This is a genomic window from Bacteroidota bacterium, from assembly GCA_039821555.1.
GTDB lineage: Bacteria > Bacteroidota > Rhodothermia > Rhodothermales > Rubricoccaceae > JBCBEX01.
The window spans coordinates 165307-181741 of sequence record JBCBNX010000001.1 but is presented as its reverse complement, the minus strand read 5'-3'; the positions used below and the strand labels follow the sequence as shown (position 1 = coordinate 181741).

The following is a 16435-nucleotide window of genomic DNA, read 5'->3' as shown; positions in this document are numbered from 1 at the left end:
ACGCCATGCGTTTCCCCTTTCGCCTCGTCGCCTCAGCGCTTGCGCTGCTCCTCGTCTCCGCGTGCGACGAGCCCGCCCCCGACAGTCCGGAGCTCTCTGGCCCGATCGTACTCGCTGACACGCCCCATGACCTCGTAGCCGTGATCGACTCAGCGGGATTGCGCGCTCACATCGAAGAGCTCGCGAGCGACGCCTACGGAGGGCGCGGCACAGGCACCCCGGGCGAGCAGATGACCATCGCCTACATCGCGTCGCAGATGCAGGCCACCGGGCTCGAACCTGGTGCGGCTGATGGGACCTTCTTCCAGCAAGTCCCGCTCCTCGGCTCCACGCCCGTCTCGGTCGGCAACCTCGCGCTCGTCCCCGACGACGGCGAGCCGGTCCTGCTTGACTTCGTGAACCAGTTCATTGCCTCCACTGACCACGACACGACCGCCATCAGCGTCGAGGGCGCCGAACTCGTCTTCGTCGGCTACGGCATCTCAAACCCCGGATATGAGTGGGACGACTACAAGGACGTGGACCTCACCGGCAGGATCATGGTCAGCTTCGTGAATGACCCGCCTGCAACGGAGGCCGAGCCGAACCTCTTCCAAGCCGACACGCTGACCTACAATGGCCGGTGGACCTATAAATATGAAGAGGCGCGCCGCCGCGGTGCCGTCGGGGCGCTGCTCATCCACACCGGACCGACGGCCGGCTACCCATTCCTGGTGCTCTCCGGCGGCGCCCGCGGCGAGCAGATCTCGCTCGCCACGCCCCCAGAGAACGCGCTCGACGTGAAAGGCTGGATCACGCAGCCCGTCGCTGAACAGTTGCTCGCCGCAGCAGGTCTGACACTGGACGATGCGTTCGCGATGGCCGCAACGCGCGAGTTCGAGCCGGTACCACTCCCCGTGCGCGCCTCGCTAGAGATGACGTTCGAGACGCGTCGCTTCACGGGCACCAACGTGATCGGCAAAATCACGGGCGATGCCGCGCCGGACGAAGCCGTCATCGTGACAGCCCACCACGACCACCTCGGCATCGATGCTGACCGCGTGGCGGCGGGCGACGACGGCATCTACAACGGCGCCGTGGACAATGCCTCGGGCGTCGCGATGCTGCTCGAAATGGCCGCTGCGATCGCGTCCGGCCCCACGCCCGACCGCAGCGTTTACTTCCTCACGCTCTCGGCGGAAGAGTCGGGCCTGCTCGGCGCGGCGCACTACGCTGAGAACCCCGTTTTCCCGCTCGTCAACACGATCGCCAACGTGAACGTGGATTCTGGCAACATGTACGGACCAACGACGGACATCGTCGGCATCGGCGCGGAGCGGAGCGAGATGCTTCCCTTGCTCCGGCAAGCTGCAGCGGGCGAGGACATGACCGTCACGCCGGACAACCAGCCCAATCAGGGCCTGTTCTTTCGTTCGGACCAGCTTGCCTTCGCCCGTGCAGGCGTTCCTGCCGTGTTCATCAACACGGGCGTGGACTTCGTTGGAAAACCCGAGGGCTATGCGGCCCAGGTCAAAGCCGATTACCGCCGCGAGCGCTACCACCAGCCTGCCGACGAATACGACCCCGAGACGATGCCTCTCGGCGGCCTCGTGCAGCAGACGAAGGTCGCGACGCGCCTCACCTACGGGATCGCTGACAGCGGCATCCGCCCGGCGTGGAAGCCGAGTGAGGCCTTTGCCGAAACTCGCGCTCGGGCCGAACGCCTAGCCGACATGTAGCGAAAGCCAGCGGCACCGGGCGCGCTTAGCTCTGCTCGCGTTGCCGCTGACCCGTCGTAGCCTGGTCCGAGAGCGGATCGAGCGGATCGAGGTCTAGGAGCGGCTCGTCGAGTTCGTCTAGCAGTTCGCCGGACGGACCCGCGAAGATGTCCTCGATCTCTTCGACGGACGCCTGCGTCTCCTCGACTTCGGAGACGAGTGTGTCGAGTTGAAAGGAGAGTTCTTCGGGGTTGCGCATCGTGAGCGACTGCTCGTAGATGTACTTCGTCACGTCCTCGATCGTCTCCAACTGCGCTTCGATGATGGCAAGGTTCTCGTGCGCCTTTTTGAACTTGCCGAGGCGCTTTTCGAGGATGCTGAGGCGGCGCTTCTTGATCGCGGCTACGCGCGGCGGGTCGTCCTCCATGTCCCGGCGCAGCCGCGCGATCGCGTTCACGACCTCGTCTTCCTCGGTGCGCCGCGCAAACTGCTTGTAGCGGTCCTGCAGCATGAGCAGGTTGAGGTAGCTATCGAGGAGCCCGTCGAGCTTGCCGAGGTGGTTGTCGAGGAGGCCCTGCGATGCGTAGGGCAGCTTCTTGTAGGACTCCTTGATCTGCTTCTCCAGCGTGCGGAAGCGGACGTAGCGCTTCTGGTCGTTTTTGCCGAGCGTCTTGAAACGCTCCGTGTCGGAGAGCGGCTTGCGCTGCTCGGCGATCTCGCGCGACTTCACGGCCCGTTGGAACCGATCGTTGCGCGGCATGATGCCGAGGTAGAGCAGTTCCATCGCCGCGGTGAACGTGAGGATGATCTCCGGCAATGCCGCGACGTCGTTGAGGAGGAAAGCGGCCACCATCGCCCCGATGAGGAACACGAGGTTCCAGGGCAGCATGAAGGCTTCCTTCGTGTAGTTGATCTTGTCGCTCATCGGATGAGGACGGTGCCTCCGTGGAGTGAGAAGGTGGTGGCGGGCGGCGTGTTAGCCCTAGTCTCGCTTGCGCCCGATGGTCTTTTCGGACGTGTTGGTAGCCTCCGGCGCGGCCGGTTTGGCCGGCTTCGATGCAACGTCTGGCTCGGGCCGTGCCGGTGCTGGCGAACGCCCAATGGTCCGTTCGGCCGGGTTGCTCGGAGCCTCATCGGACGTTTCGTTAGTCGGCGTCATCTCCGACACGGGCGTGCCCATCTCGGCTTTCATTTGGCGAATCAGCGCCGCCGCCTCGTCTTTCCGCAGCTTCTCGCGGTCGGCCTCGGTGAGGGCCTCCGGCTTCGGCGCACGCGCATGGGCGTCTTCCATCGCGATTTCGAGGCGCGCCTCCGTCATCGCCGCGTCTTCGGTGAGGCCGCGCATGGCCTCCTCGTACGTCGCGTCGAGGTCGGGACGCTGCATTGCGTTGAGCGCGTCGAGCACCTTTTTCTGGCGGGTCACGCCTCGGTGCTCATGCTTCAGCGCACGGAGCTTGCGCAGGTGCTCCTTTTCCTCGGCTTTGATCCGCTCGAATTCCTTCTTGTCCATCGGTTCGGCATGCTGCGTTCAGCTAGCGGCGGTCGGTCGTGTCGCTGACGACGCGTGGCCGTCAATAGACACCATACTATCGCCACTTAGGCACTATCGCCGCCGGCGGTACGCTGACGGCCGAGGGTCTTCTGTCCTTCGGAGGACACGGGCTCTTCCGGGATCTGTAGTTCGGGCTCCGTCGCAGCAGCGGCAGGTTCGCCGAGGCCCATCTCTAGCTTGAACTGCTTCACCAGTTCAGCGGCCTGGATGTTTTGCGCGTCCTCCTCGATCTGCATCGCTTCGGTGTCGATGGAGTCGAGGGCAAGCTCCATGCGCGCCTCGTTCTTGGCCGTCTCCTCGTTGATGCGCGTGAGCATCTCGTCGTGCGTCTGGTCGACCCCAGCCACTTCGAACTGCTCCAGCGTGTCGGCGATCTTGCCCTGCCACTGCGCACGCTCGTGGGCCCGGAGGGCTTCGCGGGCCTCGTTGATCTTGCGCTCGCGCTCGCGCATGAACGCCTTCTTGACCTCCAGAGCCTTCTCGTAGGCGCGCTTGGCATAGTCGAGTTGCTCGCCCGTGCGGGCCTGCGCCTCCTTGGTCTGTTGGAGCTGCATCGCGTAGTTCTGCGCGATGTCGTCACGCCCGGCCTGGATGGCGGCCTTGATCTTCGCGGTCAGGTTCTCGACCTGCTTAACGTACTTGTTATTTTCCTTTTGGAGGAGCACCACATTGGCCTTCACTGTCGCGATGTTCTCATTCATCTGCGGGACCTGGTCGTTCAGTTCCCGGATGTTCTGCTCCAGGATGAGACGCGGGTCCTCCATGGACGAGATCGCGCCGCCGAAGAGCGACTTGATGAGGCGAGTGAAGCGTTTCCAGATCGACATGGGGCAGGGATCGTGGGTCGATGGTCGTGGACGAGGGTCGGCGTCGGGGGTCGCCGCGCCGGAATGTACGGCGAGGGACGATGTGCTTCGAGGTTTTGCGCCCGTTGTTTCGCGTCAAGCGTCGGAAGAATCCGACCCCCAGCGCACGCCGTCGAAGCGGTCGAGCAACAACGGGAGCGGTCCAGGCGCGGCATCGGCGAACGCAAACGCGGCACCGATGGCGTCCTGATCCACGCGCGCGGTGTCCGCAGCATGGATCGTCGCAAGCAGTTCACCCGCTTCTACGGGATCGCCGACCTGTTTGTTTAGGGCGATACCTGCCACCGGATCGACGGCGTCTTCTTTGGTGCGCCGCCCGGCTCCCAGCCGCACGGCCGCCCAGCCGAGGGCCAGCGCGTCGATGCTGCTCACGAATGTGCCCCCGGGCAACGTATCGGGCGCCCTGACCTCCGCGACGGGTGCATTGCCGGGGCGCCTCTCAGGCGCTTCCAACGCGGCGACGTCGGCGCCCTGCGCGTCGGCGAGGTGGAGGAGTTTCTCGAACGCCGACCCATCCGCGATCGCCGCCTCGGCACGGGCGCGTCCGGCTTTTGGCGTGTCGGCAACGCCGCCGAGCGCGAGCATCTCCCCCGCCAGTTCGAGCGTCACGTCGAGGAAGCGCTGGTCGAGCCGGATAGCCTCGCCGCGCAGGCAGCGGAGCGCGCAGACGACCTCCGGCCAGTTGCCGGCTGCGGGCGCGAGCGGCTGTTCCATCGCGGTGAGCCGCGCCACCGTCGGTGTGTCGAACTCGAGTCCGATGCCCACGAGCGTCTCGGCGAGACGCCGCGCATCCGCCTCCGTCTTCATAAACGCGCCGCGCCCCTGCTTCACGTCGAGCACCAGCGCGTCGATGCCCTCAGCGAGCTTCTTCGACATGATCGAGGCTGCGATGAACGGAATCGACTCGACCGTCGCGGTCACGTCGCGGAGCGCGTAGAGCTTCTTATCAGCGGGCGCAATCTCGGCGGTCTGGCCGATCATCACCACGCCGATGCGGGCCAGTTGGTCGCGGTAGTCGGGGATGGAGAGGTCGGTCCGAAAACCCGGGATTGACTCCAGCTTGTCGAGCGTGCCCCCGGAGTGACCGAGGCCTCGCCCCGAAATCATCGGGACCGGCACGCCGCATGCTGCCACGAGCGGCGCTAACACGAGCGAAGTCCCGTCGCCCACGCCGCCCGTCGAATGCTTGTCGACCTTCACACCCGCCACGTCGCCGAGGTCGAGGACGGTGCCTGAGTAGAGCATCGCGCGCGCCAGCGCCGCCGCCTCCTCGCGGTCGAGCCCGTTTAAAAACGCCGCCATTAGGAACACCGCCATTTGGTAGTCCGGGACGCTCCCCTCGGTGTAGGCTGCGATCAGCGCCTCGATGACGTCAGGGTCGAGCCGGTGACCGTCACGTTTTTGGACGAGCAGGCGTACAGTGTCGAGCGGAGCATCCATGGGAAGCATGAGCGAGGCGAAGGTGGCAGGGCTAGAAGTGGAGTCAAAGCTACCCGGTTCTTCGTCGCAGCGTTTCGGCCTTGCAAAGGTCTCCGATTCATGGCATCCTCGGTTGGTGCCAGCCCGGAACGACTGTAGCTTTCGGAAGCGCTTTCAGGTTCACTTCCCCTCTGCAGATCTATGGCTACCGCACTCACGGCTTCTGACGCCGCACGTCCCGACACAGACGCGGCCGACTTCCTTCCGATCAATGGCACGGACTACGTTGAGTTCTTCGTCGGCAACGCGAAGCAGGCAATGCACTACTACGCCTCGGCGTTTGGCTTCGAGGTGATCGGCTACCGCGGCCCCGAAACGGGCGTCCGCGACCGGGCGAGCTACCTCCTGAAGCAGGACAAGGTTCGGTTCGTGCTCACCGCACCACTCGGTCCTGACGGCTTCGTGGCCGACCACGTGCACCGCCATGGCGACGGCGTGCGCGATATCGCTCTGTGGGTGGACGATGCCCGGAGCGCCTTCCACGAAGCCACGACGCGCGGCGCTATGCCCGCTCGCGAACCTGAAGTGCTCACGGATGAGCACGGCGAGGTCGTCGTGGCCGCGATCAAGACCTACGGCGACACGATCCACACGTTCGTCGAACGGTCAAACTATCACGGTCTCTTCCTGCCCGGCTTCGAGCCCGTCGACAACCCATTCTGGAAGCCTGCCCCGGTTGGCTTGAAGTACGTGGACCACTGCGTCGGCAACGTCCACCTCGGCGACATGAACACGTTCGTGGACTACTACGCCACGACGATGGGCTTCCGCAACATCATCGCCTTCACCGACCAGGACATCTCTACGGAATACTCGTCGCTGATGTCGAAGGTGATGTCGAACGGCAACGAGCGCATCAAATTCCCGATCAACGAGCCCGCCGTCGGCAAGCGCAAGAGCCAGATCGACGAGTACCTCGAGTTCTACCACGGGGCCGGCGTGCAGCACGTCGCGATGGCGACCGACGACATCCTGCACACCGTCACCGAACTGCGTCGCCGCGGCGTCGACTTCCTGACCGTACCGACGACCTACTACGAGACGCTCCAGGAGCGCGTCGGCACCATCGACGAGCCCGTGGATGAACTCGCCAGGCTGGGCATCCTGGTGGACCGCGACCCGGACGGCTACCTCTTGCAGATCTTTACCAAGCCCGTCCAGGACCGCCCGACGGTGTTCTACGAGATCATCCAGCGCCGCGGCGCGCGCACCTTCGGCGAGGGCAACTTCAAGGCGCTCTTCGAAGCCATCGAGCGCGAACAAAAACGACGGGGCAACCTGTAGTGTGAACGTTTGGAAGTATGAACGTGTGGACGTGAGCGTCCGTACTTCCACACCTTCACACGTCCACACTTTCACACCTGACCACATGGCTTTCTACGTTCGCCTCGGCGACGTCCCGCAGAAGCGGCACACGCAGTTCCGGCGGCCTGACGGCGCGCTCTACACCGAGGAGGTGATCGGCGCCGAAGGCTTCTCCGGCATCCAGTCGATCGCCTACCACCTCCACCCGCCCACGCTCGTCGACCGCGTGTTGGAGCCGGAGCCCTACGGCGTGGAGTACGTCGAGCAGGACTTCCTACGGCACCGCCACTTCAAGGGCGCCGACGTGCAACCGGGCGGCGGCTGGCTCACGGGCCGCCGCTACGTCATGGGCAACGCCGACGTCGACCTCGCACTGTGCCTGCCGACCGAACCGATGGGCGAGGCAGAGTTCTACAAGAACGCCTCGTGCGACGAACTCGTCTACGTCCACGACGGCGAGGGCCGCGTCGAGACAGTCCTGGGCACCGTGGCATTCCGCCAGGGCGACTACGTGCATATCCCGCGCACGCTCACGCATCGGTGGGTCTTCACCGGCGACGTCCAGCCCCGCCTGCTCGTCATCGAGGCGCCGACGCAGTTCCGCCCGCCCAAGCGCTACCGCAACAACTTCGGGCAGCTCCTGGAGCATAGCCCCTACTGCGAGCGCGACTACCGCCCCCCCACCGAACTCAACACCATCGACCAGGAGGGCGAGTTCGTCGTCAAGATCAAGAAGCACGGGCGGCTGCACCCGTTCGTCTACCGCTACCACCCGTTCGACGTGGTGGGCTGGGATGGCTACATGTACCCCTATGCGATCTCGATTCACGACTTCGAGCCGATCACGGGGCGCGTGCACCAGCCGCCGCCCGTCCACCAGATGTTCGAGGCGCACAACTTCGTCGTGTGCTCCTTCGTGCCGCGCCTCTTCGACTACCACCCGCTGTCGATCCCGGCGCCCTACAACCACTCCAACATCGACTCGGACGAGGTGCTCTTCTACGCCGAGGGCGACTTCATGAGTCGCAAAGGCATCGAGCGCGGCAGCTTCACGCTGCACCCCGGCGGCATCCCGCACGGGCCGCACCCAGGCACCACAGAAGCGTCTATCGGCAAGACCGTCACGCACGAGTTGGCGGTGATGGTCGACACGTTCCGCCCGCTCAACCTCACGAAGACGGCACTCCAGATCGAGGAGGACGACTACCAGCTCTCCTGGCAGCCCGAGCGGCACGACCACCCGCTTCCCGACGCCGCACCGATCCCTCCCGACACCGCCGTGTCCGGCGACGGCGCGATGCAGGAGGCCAAGCCTACCTCGTAGGCGAGACGTTCTCAGACGCGACGTTCTGAGACGCAGCGAGGGCGGCACCGCAGTTGGGTGCCGCCCTCCTACTGTCGGCCGTATCGGCTCAGGAGCAAGCACTATTCCCGTTCGTGCGCGCCGATGTCGTAGCCGGCCCCCTGCGGCCGGGCTGTGCCGTCGAAGTCGACAGCCGGGACCGCGTCGTACTGCGCAGGCGTGGCGCCAGCATTGAGGGCAAGGCTTCCAGCGCCGAGTTCGAGCAGGTCGCCCGTGAGCCGCGGATCGCTGCCCACGATGTTGTTGGTGCCGGTCGAGGATGAGCCCCGCTCGAACACCGCGCTGAAGTTGAAAAACACGTTGTAGTCCACGTCGAGTTGACCCTCGTCGAAGAAGTCGATCCCGTTGGCCTCGCCCTCGCCGACGAACACGTTGTTCGCCACCGAAAGCAGGTAAGGCCCAGGCTGCCCATTGGCCTGGAGCGTGATGAGCGAGCTCGTGTTTCGGGCGCGATCGTCCGGGGCCACGCGCACCGTGTTGTTCACGAAATCGAAGGGCCCAGTCCAGAGGGCGAGGTTGGTAAAGAAGAACCCCTCGAAGTGGGAGGCACCGTCAAACACGTTGTTGCGGACCACGAGCGAGCCCGAACCGTCGGTGCGACCAGGGCTGGCCAGCAGCACCCGCTCGCCGCGATCGGCCGTCGTCCGCACGAGGTTTTGCTCAAAGAGTAGCGACGAGGGCGCGTTGCCGACGCGCAAGCTGACCCCTTCGGCAGTGGTCACGAACGAGTTGCCGCGAATCACGCTTGGGCCGTCGTCCCCAGAAGTCACGGGTTGGATATCGACGTTGGCTACCGTGTTGCCGGAGAACGGCGTGCTCACACCAAAGTCGTTGTCGAGCACGGTCGCACTGCCCCCACGGACCGTCAGGCCGACGGGGTTCGACGGTGACCGCACGACGTTGTCAGTTGCCTCGATGCGGTCGCCCCGCAGCGTGAGGCTACCCACGAGATCGTTGTTTCGCACGACGACATCGTCCGCCTGAATCGACAGGCTCTCCCGCGCATCCTCGACGCGGCTGTCTTCGATGGTCGATCCGTCGCCGCCGAGGAAGATGCCTTGTCCCGTCACATCGGTGACGTCATCGCTCAGCCGCGCGGTGACGCGGCGCAGCACTGTCCTTGGGATGGTGCTCGTGAATGGCGTTCGGCTGCTGAACTGCGACTCGATCGTGAGGTCTTCGACGGTAGCCCCTTCGAAGCCGGACGAGGGAACGAAGGCACTGAAGAGGTTGATGACGTTGTTTCGAGTCGTGAGCACCACCTCGTCCTGGTCGGCACCGCTGAGGGTGACGTCTGGCGCGAAGAAGCGATAGCCGAGCACCGTATCGTACGTGCCCGCACAGGCCGTGATCGTGGCCCCCGTTGGGGTGGCGAGCAGGGCTGCGTCGAGCGACCGGCCCGTGGCGTTGGCACAGTCGGCCCCGTCGTCGTCCACGACGTAGGTGGCCTGCGCGTCTACGCGGTCGACCTTTAGCCGATAGGAGCCAGGTTGCCGGTCCACTTGCGCCCCGGAGGTCGCGTTGTTGACGACGAACAAGAGCGCAGGCCGGGCCGTCTCGCTTCGCACGCCGAGTGCCTGGACGAGATCGATGTCGTCGTTGCGTTCGCGAATGTTCGGGCCGATCGGGACTGTCGGGTTGGCCACGTCGGCGTCGGTGCCCTCGAACAGGAAGAGGCTGTAGAACGACCCGAGCGGCGTATCTCCCTCCGCCGTCGCCTCCACAACCAGACCGCCCTCGGGCACGTCCACAGCAAAGACGCCGACGTCGCTCGGCAGGTCGAGGTCCGCGACGAGCGTCGCCGTGCCCAGGGCGTCGAAGGCGAGCCGTGTTGGCGTGGGCAGCTGGGAGACGGCCAGGCGATAGGTCCCGCCCGCTGTCGGTGAGAAGCTCGCCGCCACGCGCACGTAGGCCGGGCTCCGCTCGCCGAAGCTCACCAGCCCTGAGTTGGCCCCAGACGTGCTGAACGGGAAGACGGGGCGCTGGTAGATGCCCTCGCTGTCGAAAAAGGTGGGGAAGGCGCCGTTGTATTGTCCACCGTCCGAGTCCGTGAGGAAGGCTCGATAGGTTCCCGGCTCTGCGTCGAAGCGGAGGTATTGGACCTCGTAGGCGTCCAGCGCGCCCTCGGTGAGGGCGCCCACGCCGAGGGTCGCCACGGGCTGAAGTGACAGGCGGACATCGCCGGTCTCCCGCTCGCTAATGAGGAACACCGAGTAGGTCCCCGTCTCCGGGAAGCGCAACAGTCGATCCTGCTGCGACCCGGTGGCCGAAGGCGAGAGCGAGAACTCACCCTCCGTAAGCAGTTGTGCGCTCGGCGTACGCACCACGAAGCGACCAGTAGAGCGGCCCGATACGCGCGGAACGAAGATGCTCGCTTCTTCGCCGGCCTCGGCTTCAAAGGTGTAGCCGAATGCTTCGCCTTCCGTCCCGATGGTGACGGGCTGGCTGATGGGGAGCGCACCGAGGTCCGTGCCCGCCAGCGTAGAGGCGGTCACGGTGAACTCTCCGACGCCGTCCGGAGCCACGAGGAGCTTATACGAGCCAGTCTTGGGGAGCCGAGTGAAGCTGGGCTCGGTGGTCGAACCGAACTCGAACCCGGCCACGGGTACGTTGTCTGGGTCGCGCAGCACGGCGTTCCCCCCCACTCCACTCGTCCGCGTGGCGTTGAGGAACACCGAGGTGCCTTCAGTGCCGTCGAACGTGTAGACGGTGATCTCGCCTCCGCTTTCGGCAGAGGCGCCGGTCTCGGTGAACGGGAGCGTGACCTGGACGGGCGTGCTCGTCGGCTGGGCAGGCAGCAGGTCAATCTCGAAGCCATCGCCGGTGCTCGTGACGGAAATGGAGCCAACGAGAAGGTCGCCGTTTTCGCCGAGGGCGGTGGAGGCAAGCACGACCTCCTCGTCGGTGGGCAGCAGCAATTCGGTGCCACCGGGGGGAATGAAGGTGCGGACCTCAAACACGGGCCCATCCTGGGACGCGCGCGCGGCTCCGCTGCGGCGGCCCCCTTTCGTCCAACACCCAACGGGGACACGCACGCATTGGCCGGTCGTGCACTGGAGCTCCCAGCACAGCCCAGTCTCGGGGTTCTCGTCCAGGAAATCGTCGCAGTTCCACCACGAGAAGTGGGTCACCTCGGCGCGCAGCGCGAGGCCCGTCGGGCTGGCGCTGCTCTCCACCACCGTCCCGAGGCCCTCTTGCACCCACAGCCCCGTCTCCTCGTCAACGCTCCAGAGCGCGATCTGCTCGCCTTCCTCAGCGCCCCCCGTGTAGATGGGTATTTCGACCGTGGCGCTCTTGCCGGGGGCGAGCTGTAGCTCCTGGCCGTTTTGCTCGAAGACGTATTCGACCGTGCCGTAGCTGGCGATGAGGCCGCGCTCGCCGTCCGGTTGGACCCCAGCGAACTGGCCAGGGAAGCCGGCCCGCTCGTTGTCGTCGGCCACGTCCACCGGGGTGACGAAGACCTCGATGTCACCGGAGACCGTGTTGCCTGCGCCGTCGACGAGCCCCTCGACCGGTAGCGAGACCATAGCCCCATCGGAGGCCATCATCGTCCCGCCGAGTTCAGCGCTCGTCATCGAGCGGCCCGACGCACGTCGGAAAAGCGTAGCCTCCACCAGACCTGTCGTTGTGCCAGCGGGGAGCGTCACCGGTAGCGTCTGCGCGGCGAAGCCGTCGGCGCGGACCCGTATGGAGCGCGGTACGCCCACGTCGAATGCGGCGAAGGCGGACTCGCCGAGCGCGTTGGTCTGCGCGCGCAGCACGGTGCCCACCACCTCAACCGTGGCTCCTTCAACCTCGTCGCCGTTCGTATCGACGACGCGGACCACCGTGGGCACCTGCGCTACCGGCGTCGGAAGCGCGCCTACCGTCACGGCCTGGGTGGTGCTGGACGTAGCGCCGAAGCGCGACGCCACGGTGAGCGTGACCGAGACAGATCCGCCGACGGCAAAGGTCTGGCTGACCTGCGGGCCGCCGCCCCGTCGCGTGCCGGTTGCCGTCTCGAACGTCCAGGAGTAGGTCAGCGGGCCCTCCCCCGTAGAGCCACGTCCGTCGAACGAGACCACCTCGCCCGCTTGCGGGCTCGCCGACACGGTGAAGGTAGCCGTCGGTGCATCGGCTGACGCCAGAGAGATCGCGAGACCGGTCGTCTGCCCGTTGAGGTCGAACGACTGCTGCGCGGAGACGAAGCCAGCCCGTCGGACCTCCAACGTAACGACACTGCCCACGGCCTGGCTGAACGCCCGCAGCGCTGCCCGCGATGCCGCTGACACTTCCTCTTGAGAGGCCGCCGCCGGGGAGCCATCGGCGGCGAGCGCCTTGACCTGTTCCATCGTCACATCGAGACGCCCGCCCACGGCGAGCACGAACCGCTGAGGCGCTGTGACCTGGCCGTCGTCGAGGCGCAGGCGCACGAAGTAGAGCCCTGCCGCAAGCGTCCCGCTCACACGCCGACCAAGCACATCGAAGACTTCCAGTTGAGGCTCCGTGCCTTGATTCAGGGGCAGCGTGTAGCGAAGCGTCAGCGCCTGCGTCGCGGCGAACGGGTTCGGGTAGATCGGCAGCACTGAGAATTCGGTCGGGACTGCGGCGGCCTCGTCCTCGCCATCAACCACGATGTCCGGGTCTGCACTGAATTCCCCCGCGGCGTCCGTGAAGATGCGGTCGGCGAGGACCTCGCCGGAGTTGGCGTCGAGGATGCGCACTTCAGCGCGGGCGACCGGCTGATTCCCTGACGTGGTGACGGTACCGCTGATCGGGATCGGCGCCGCGGATTGCGCGCGTAGGTGCGGAGCGAGGGTCAGCAGGCCCGCCACGAGAGAGAGGCCATACAGGGTTCGTCGTGCGCGCATGGATCGACAGGGTATGCTGGAGGGGGGTGCCGCTAGAAGGCGACGCTCATACTCTATGTACGCACTCTGCGAGGTGCCCGGGTCATAGCTGGCAAGTTTGGAACCGCTTTCGGATAGGTAGAGACCCAACGCTGCGGTCTGTCTGGCAGCGCGGTTCTGGTCCGAATTGGCACGGTGTCGTATTCTTGCCGCTCCCCCGGACTACCCGCTTCGTTCGCCTAGCGCCACCCATCGGTGGTTCTGCCCGTGTCCGCCGTTCCCACCGTCGCCATCGACATCGTCGTCGCTGGTCCCGACCACCTCGCCTACGCCGAAGAGATCTGCACCGTCATCGAGGAGGCGGCTCAGGCGCGACGTACGGGGATTGCCAAGCGGGATCCAGCCTACGTGCGCAAGAAGATGGAGGACCGCCGCGCCGTGATCGCACTCGCCCAAGTGGAGGGACATGACCGCCCGGTCTTCGCTGGATTCTGCTACATCGAGGCATGGACGCACGGGAAGTACGTCGCCAACTCGGGGCTCATCGTTCACCCGCGCTTCCGCAAGCTCGGCCTCGCCCGGCGCATCAAGCGCGCCATCTTCGACCTCTCCCGCGAGCGCTTCCCCGACGCCAAAATCTTCGGGATCACGACGTCGCTCGCGGTGATGAAGATCAACGCCGACCTTGGCTACCGGCCCGTCACGTTCAGCGAACTCACGCAAGACGAGGTGTTCTGGAAAGGGTGCCAGAGCTGCCCCAACTTCGACATCCTCACGCGCACGCAGCGCTCGATGTGCCTCTGCACGGGCATGCTCTTCGACTCGGACGACCTCGACATTCTCGATCCGGACGAGGACGGCGAGACAGGGTAGCGCCATGCGGATCGTCGTCAAACTCGGCACGAGCGTTCTGACCGGCGGGACGCCGCGGCTCGACCGGGCGCACCTGGTCGACCTCGTGCGGCAATGCGCCGCGTTGCAAGCCGAGGGCCACGACGTGCTCATCGTGTCGAGTGGCGCCGTGGCGGCGGGGCGCGAGGAACTCGGGCTCGGCGCCGGCGAGCATCCTGGCGGGGTGGTCGAGAAGCAACTCCTGGCAGCTGTCGGGCAGCCTCGCCTCATGCGGGTGTGGGCGCAACTCTTCGACCTCTTCGGCCTGCACGTAGGACAGGTGCTGCTCGCGCGCGACGACGTGGAAGACCGCCGCCGGTTCCTCAACGCCCGCGACACACTCGACGCCCTGTTTGCGCGGCGCATCGTGCCGGTCGTAAACGAAAACGACGCCGTGGCGACGGCCGAGATCAAAGTCGGCGACAACGACAACCTCTCAGCCTACGCTGCCGTGCTCGCCCGCGCCGACCTCCTGTTGTTGCTCACCGACCAGCCGGGCCTCTTCACGGCCGATCCCCGCACCGACCCCGACGCCGAACTCATCCCCGAAGTCCGCACCATCGACGTGACGCTCAAGATGCTCGCGGGCGGCGCAGGAACCACGCAGGGCACGGGCGGCATGGCTACCAAGTTGCAAGCCGCCGATGCTGCCCGACGAGCAGGCACGGACGTAGTCATCGCGGCGGGCCGAGCGCCGGACGTGGTGCTCCGCATCGCACGGGGCGAGGCTCTCGGGACGCGCTTCCCTGCGCTAGCAACGCCGCTCGCGAGCCGCAAGCGCTGGATCTTCGCGGGCCCTCCCCCGTCGGGTACGCTCGTGGTAAACGCCGGTGCAGCGCGGGCCTTGACCAAGGATGGCGCTTCGCTACTTCCCGTGGGCATCGTGGCCGTCGCAGGGACCTTCCGCCGCGGCGATGCCGTGCGTATTGTGCACCGAGCGTCCCGCGCCGAACTCGCTCGCGGCATCGCACGCTACGACGCGCACGAACTCCGCCAACTCGCGGGCCAGCAGTCTGCCGCCATCGTCGACCTCCTCGGCTTCACCCTCGGCGACGAGGCCGTCCACCGCGACGACCTCATCTTGGTCTAAACATCTTGGTGTAAAGGAGCCGCCCTCATTTGCTTTCTGACCTCCAAACGTCGATGTCGATTCCCATCCCAGAGATCACGCTCCACAAGCACGTCGACCCGCAGGCCCTCGGTCGGGCCGCCCAGGAGGCAAGCCGGGCCCTCGCTGTCGCCACCACCGAGGAGAAAAACGCGGCCCTCCACGCTATCGCGGAGGCGATCGAGCGGCATGCCGACACGATCCTCGCGGCCAACGCCCAAGACGTCGCCCGAGGCCGCGCCAACGGGCTGACCGACGCGCTGCTGGACCGCCTCCTGCTCACCCCCTCGCGCCTCCAGGCCCTCGCCAACGACGCCCGCAAGGTCGCCGACCTCCCTGATCCGGTTGGGCGTGACTTCGACCAACGGACCCTCGACAATGGGCTGCAGCTGAAGCGGCGGACTGTGCCCCTCGGCGTAGTCGGCGTGATCTACGAAGCGCGGCCCAACGTCACGGTCGACATCGCGACGCTGTGCCTCAAGGCAGGGAACGCCGCGCTGCTCCGGGGCGGCTCGGAGACGATCCGCTCGAACGTGGCGTTGGCCCGAGCGCTCGCCGAAGCGCTCGCCAGCGTCGGCCTCCCTGAGGCGTGCGTGCAACTCATCGACAGTACCGACCGCGCACTCGTGCGGGAACTGTTGCGCCTGGACGACTACGTCGACATGATCATTCCTCGCGGCGGCGCGGGCCTGCATCGGCTGTGCAAGGAGCAAAGCACCATCCCGGTCATCACGGGCGGCATTGGCATCTGCCACCTCTTCGTAGACGCCACGGCCGACCTCGACCGGGCGATCCCGGTGATCGTGAACGCCAAGGTGCAGCGCCCGAGCGTCTGCAACGCACTCGACACGCTGCTCGTCCATGAGGGCATCGCTGCGGATTTCCTACCCCGCGTCGCCGCTGCGCTCGCCGAGCATGGCGTTGAGGTTCACGCCGACGAGGCGGCGCTTTCGCATCTGGCCAACGTGGACGGCCTCGCGCTCGTGCCCGCAGGCGCTGACGACTTCGATCAGGAATGGCTTGGCCTCACGCTTGGCCTCCGCGTCGTCAACAGTCTAGACACGGCCATCGCCCACGTCCATGCGCACTCGACGCAGCACTCCGACGGTATCCTGACCGAGACGCCAGCGCACGCCGCGCGCTTCCTCAACGAGGTCGACTCGGCGGCAGTCTACGTCAACGCCTCTACGCGCTTCACGGACGGCGGGCAGTTCGGGCTCGGCGCCGAGGTAGCCGTGAGCACGCAGAAGCTGCACGCCCGTGGCCCGATGGGGCTCGACGCGCTCACGACGTTCAAGTGGATCGCCGAAGGCGACTACCACGTGCGCGCCTGAGGCTCAACCTC

The 16435-nt window shown here is 66.1% G+C and carries 11 protein-coding genes; 6 read left to right on the top strand and 5 right to left on the bottom strand.

Annotation, left to right across the window (positions count from 1 at the left end; genetic code table 11):
• Positions 1 to 5 precede the first annotated feature (5 nt).
• The gene (locus tag AAFU51_00725) at positions 6 to 1718 is read left to right on the top strand and encodes a M28 family peptidase (GenBank protein MEO1569769.1); all 1713 of its coding nucleotides are present in this window, start codon (positions 6 to 8) and stop codon (positions 1716 to 1718) included.
• Positions 1719 to 1743: 25 nt separating this feature from the next.
• Here the strand turns inward: AAFU51_00725 and AAFU51_00720 are convergent, their stop codons facing one another.
• The 4 genes from AAFU51_00720 to AAFU51_00705 form a co-directional block, all read right to left on the bottom strand.
• Positions 1744 to 2622, bottom strand: coding sequence for a hypothetical protein (locus AAFU51_00720; protein MEO1569768.1), 879 nt, complete (start codon positions 2620 to 2622; stop codon positions 1744 to 1746).
• Between the two features lie 57 nt (positions 2623 to 2679).
• Positions 2680 to 3207 carry a hypothetical protein gene (locus tag AAFU51_00715; GenBank protein ID MEO1569767.1) on the bottom strand — a complete coding sequence of 176 codons (528 nt, stop codon included), beginning with the start codon at positions 3205 to 3207 and terminating at the stop codon, positions 2680 to 2682.
• 86 nt (positions 3208 to 3293) lie between these two features.
• The gene (locus tag AAFU51_00710; GenBank protein MEO1569766.1) at positions 3294 to 4076 is read right to left on the bottom strand and encodes a PspA/IM30 family protein; all 783 of its coding nucleotides are present in this window, start codon (positions 4074 to 4076) and stop codon (positions 3294 to 3296) included.
• 114 nt (positions 4077 to 4190) lie between these two features.
• Positions 4191 to 5555: a thymidine phosphorylase gene (locus tag AAFU51_00705; GenBank protein MEO1569765.1), complete on the bottom strand. Its 1365-nt coding sequence runs from the start codon at positions 5553 to 5555 to the stop codon at positions 4191 to 4193.
• Positions 5556 to 5735: 180 nt separating this feature from the next.
• On the opposite strand from AAFU51_00705, the gene hppD reads away from it, so the two are divergent.
• Positions 5736 to 6878, top strand: a complete 1143-nt coding sequence (hppD, locus tag AAFU51_00700) for a 4-hydroxyphenylpyruvate dioxygenase (protein ID MEO1569764.1) — start codon at positions 5736 to 5738, stop codon at positions 6876 to 6878.
• 85 nt (positions 6879 to 6963) lie between these two features.
• Positions 6964 to 8223 carry a cupin domain-containing protein gene (locus AAFU51_00695; protein ID MEO1569763.1) on the top strand — a complete coding sequence of 420 codons (1260 nt, stop codon included), beginning with the start codon at positions 6964 to 6966 and terminating at the stop codon, positions 8221 to 8223.
• Positions 8224 to 8324: 101 nt separating this feature from the next.
• Here the strand turns inward: AAFU51_00695 and AAFU51_00690 are convergent, their stop codons facing one another.
• Positions 8325 to 13112, bottom strand: a complete 4788-nt coding sequence (locus AAFU51_00690) for a carboxypeptidase regulatory-like domain-containing protein (protein MEO1569762.1) — start codon at positions 13110 to 13112, stop codon at positions 8325 to 8327.
• Positions 13113 to 13382: 270 nt separating this feature from the next.
• Between AAFU51_00690 and AAFU51_00685 the strand changes: the two genes are divergently transcribed.
• The 3 genes from AAFU51_00685 to AAFU51_00675 are packed head-to-tail and all read left to right on the top strand — an operon-like array spanning position 13383 to position 16424.
• On the top strand, positions 13383 to 13964 hold the full coding sequence (locus AAFU51_00685) for a GNAT family N-acetyltransferase (protein MEO1569761.1): 582 nt from the start codon (positions 13383 to 13385) through the stop codon (positions 13962 to 13964).
• A gap of 4 nt (positions 13965 to 13968) precedes the next feature.
• On the top strand, positions 13969 to 15072 hold the full coding sequence (gene proB, locus AAFU51_00680) for a glutamate 5-kinase (GenBank protein MEO1569760.1): 1104 nt from the start codon (positions 13969 to 13971) through the stop codon (positions 15070 to 15072).
• Positions 15073 to 15125: 53 nt separating this feature from the next.
• A complete protein-coding gene (locus AAFU51_00675) occupies positions 15126 to 16424 on the top strand; it encodes a glutamate-5-semialdehyde dehydrogenase (GenBank protein MEO1569759.1) in 1299 nt (432 codons plus the stop codon).
• Positions 16425 to 16435 lie beyond the last annotated feature (11 nt).

Coding starts and splice junctions, on each gene's coding strand:
- AAFU51_00695 (MEO1569763.1), top strand. CDS start 6,964: ATGGCTTTCTACGTTCGCCTCGGCGACGTCCCGCAGAAGCGGCACACG.
- AAFU51_00690 (MEO1569762.1), bottom strand. CDS start 13,112: ATGCGCGCACGACGAACCCTGTATGGCCTCTCTCTCGTGGCGGGCCTG.
- proB (MEO1569760.1), top strand. CDS start 13,969: ATGCGGATCGTCGTCAAACTCGGCACGAGCGTTCTGACCGGCGGGACG.
- AAFU51_00720 (MEO1569768.1), bottom strand. CDS start 2,622: ATGAGCGACAAGATCAACTACACGAAGGAAGCCTTCATGCTGCCCTGG.
- AAFU51_00675 (MEO1569759.1), top strand. CDS start 15,126: ATGTCGATTCCCATCCCAGAGATCACGCTCCACAAGCACGTCGACCCG.
- hppD (MEO1569764.1), top strand. CDS start 5,736: ATGGCTACCGCACTCACGGCTTCTGACGCCGCACGTCCCGACACAGAC.
- AAFU51_00715 (MEO1569767.1), bottom strand. CDS start 3,207: ATGGACAAGAAGGAATTCGAGCGGATCAAAGCCGAGGAAAAGGAGCAC.
- AAFU51_00725 (MEO1569769.1), top strand. CDS start 6: ATGCGTTTCCCCTTTCGCCTCGTCGCCTCAGCGCTTGCGCTGCTCCTC.
- AAFU51_00710 (MEO1569766.1), bottom strand. CDS start 4,076: ATGTCGATCTGGAAACGCTTCACTCGCCTCATCAAGTCGCTCTTCGGC.
- AAFU51_00705 (MEO1569765.1), bottom strand. CDS start 5,555: ATGGATGCTCCGCTCGACACTGTACGCCTGCTCGTCCAAAAACGTGAC.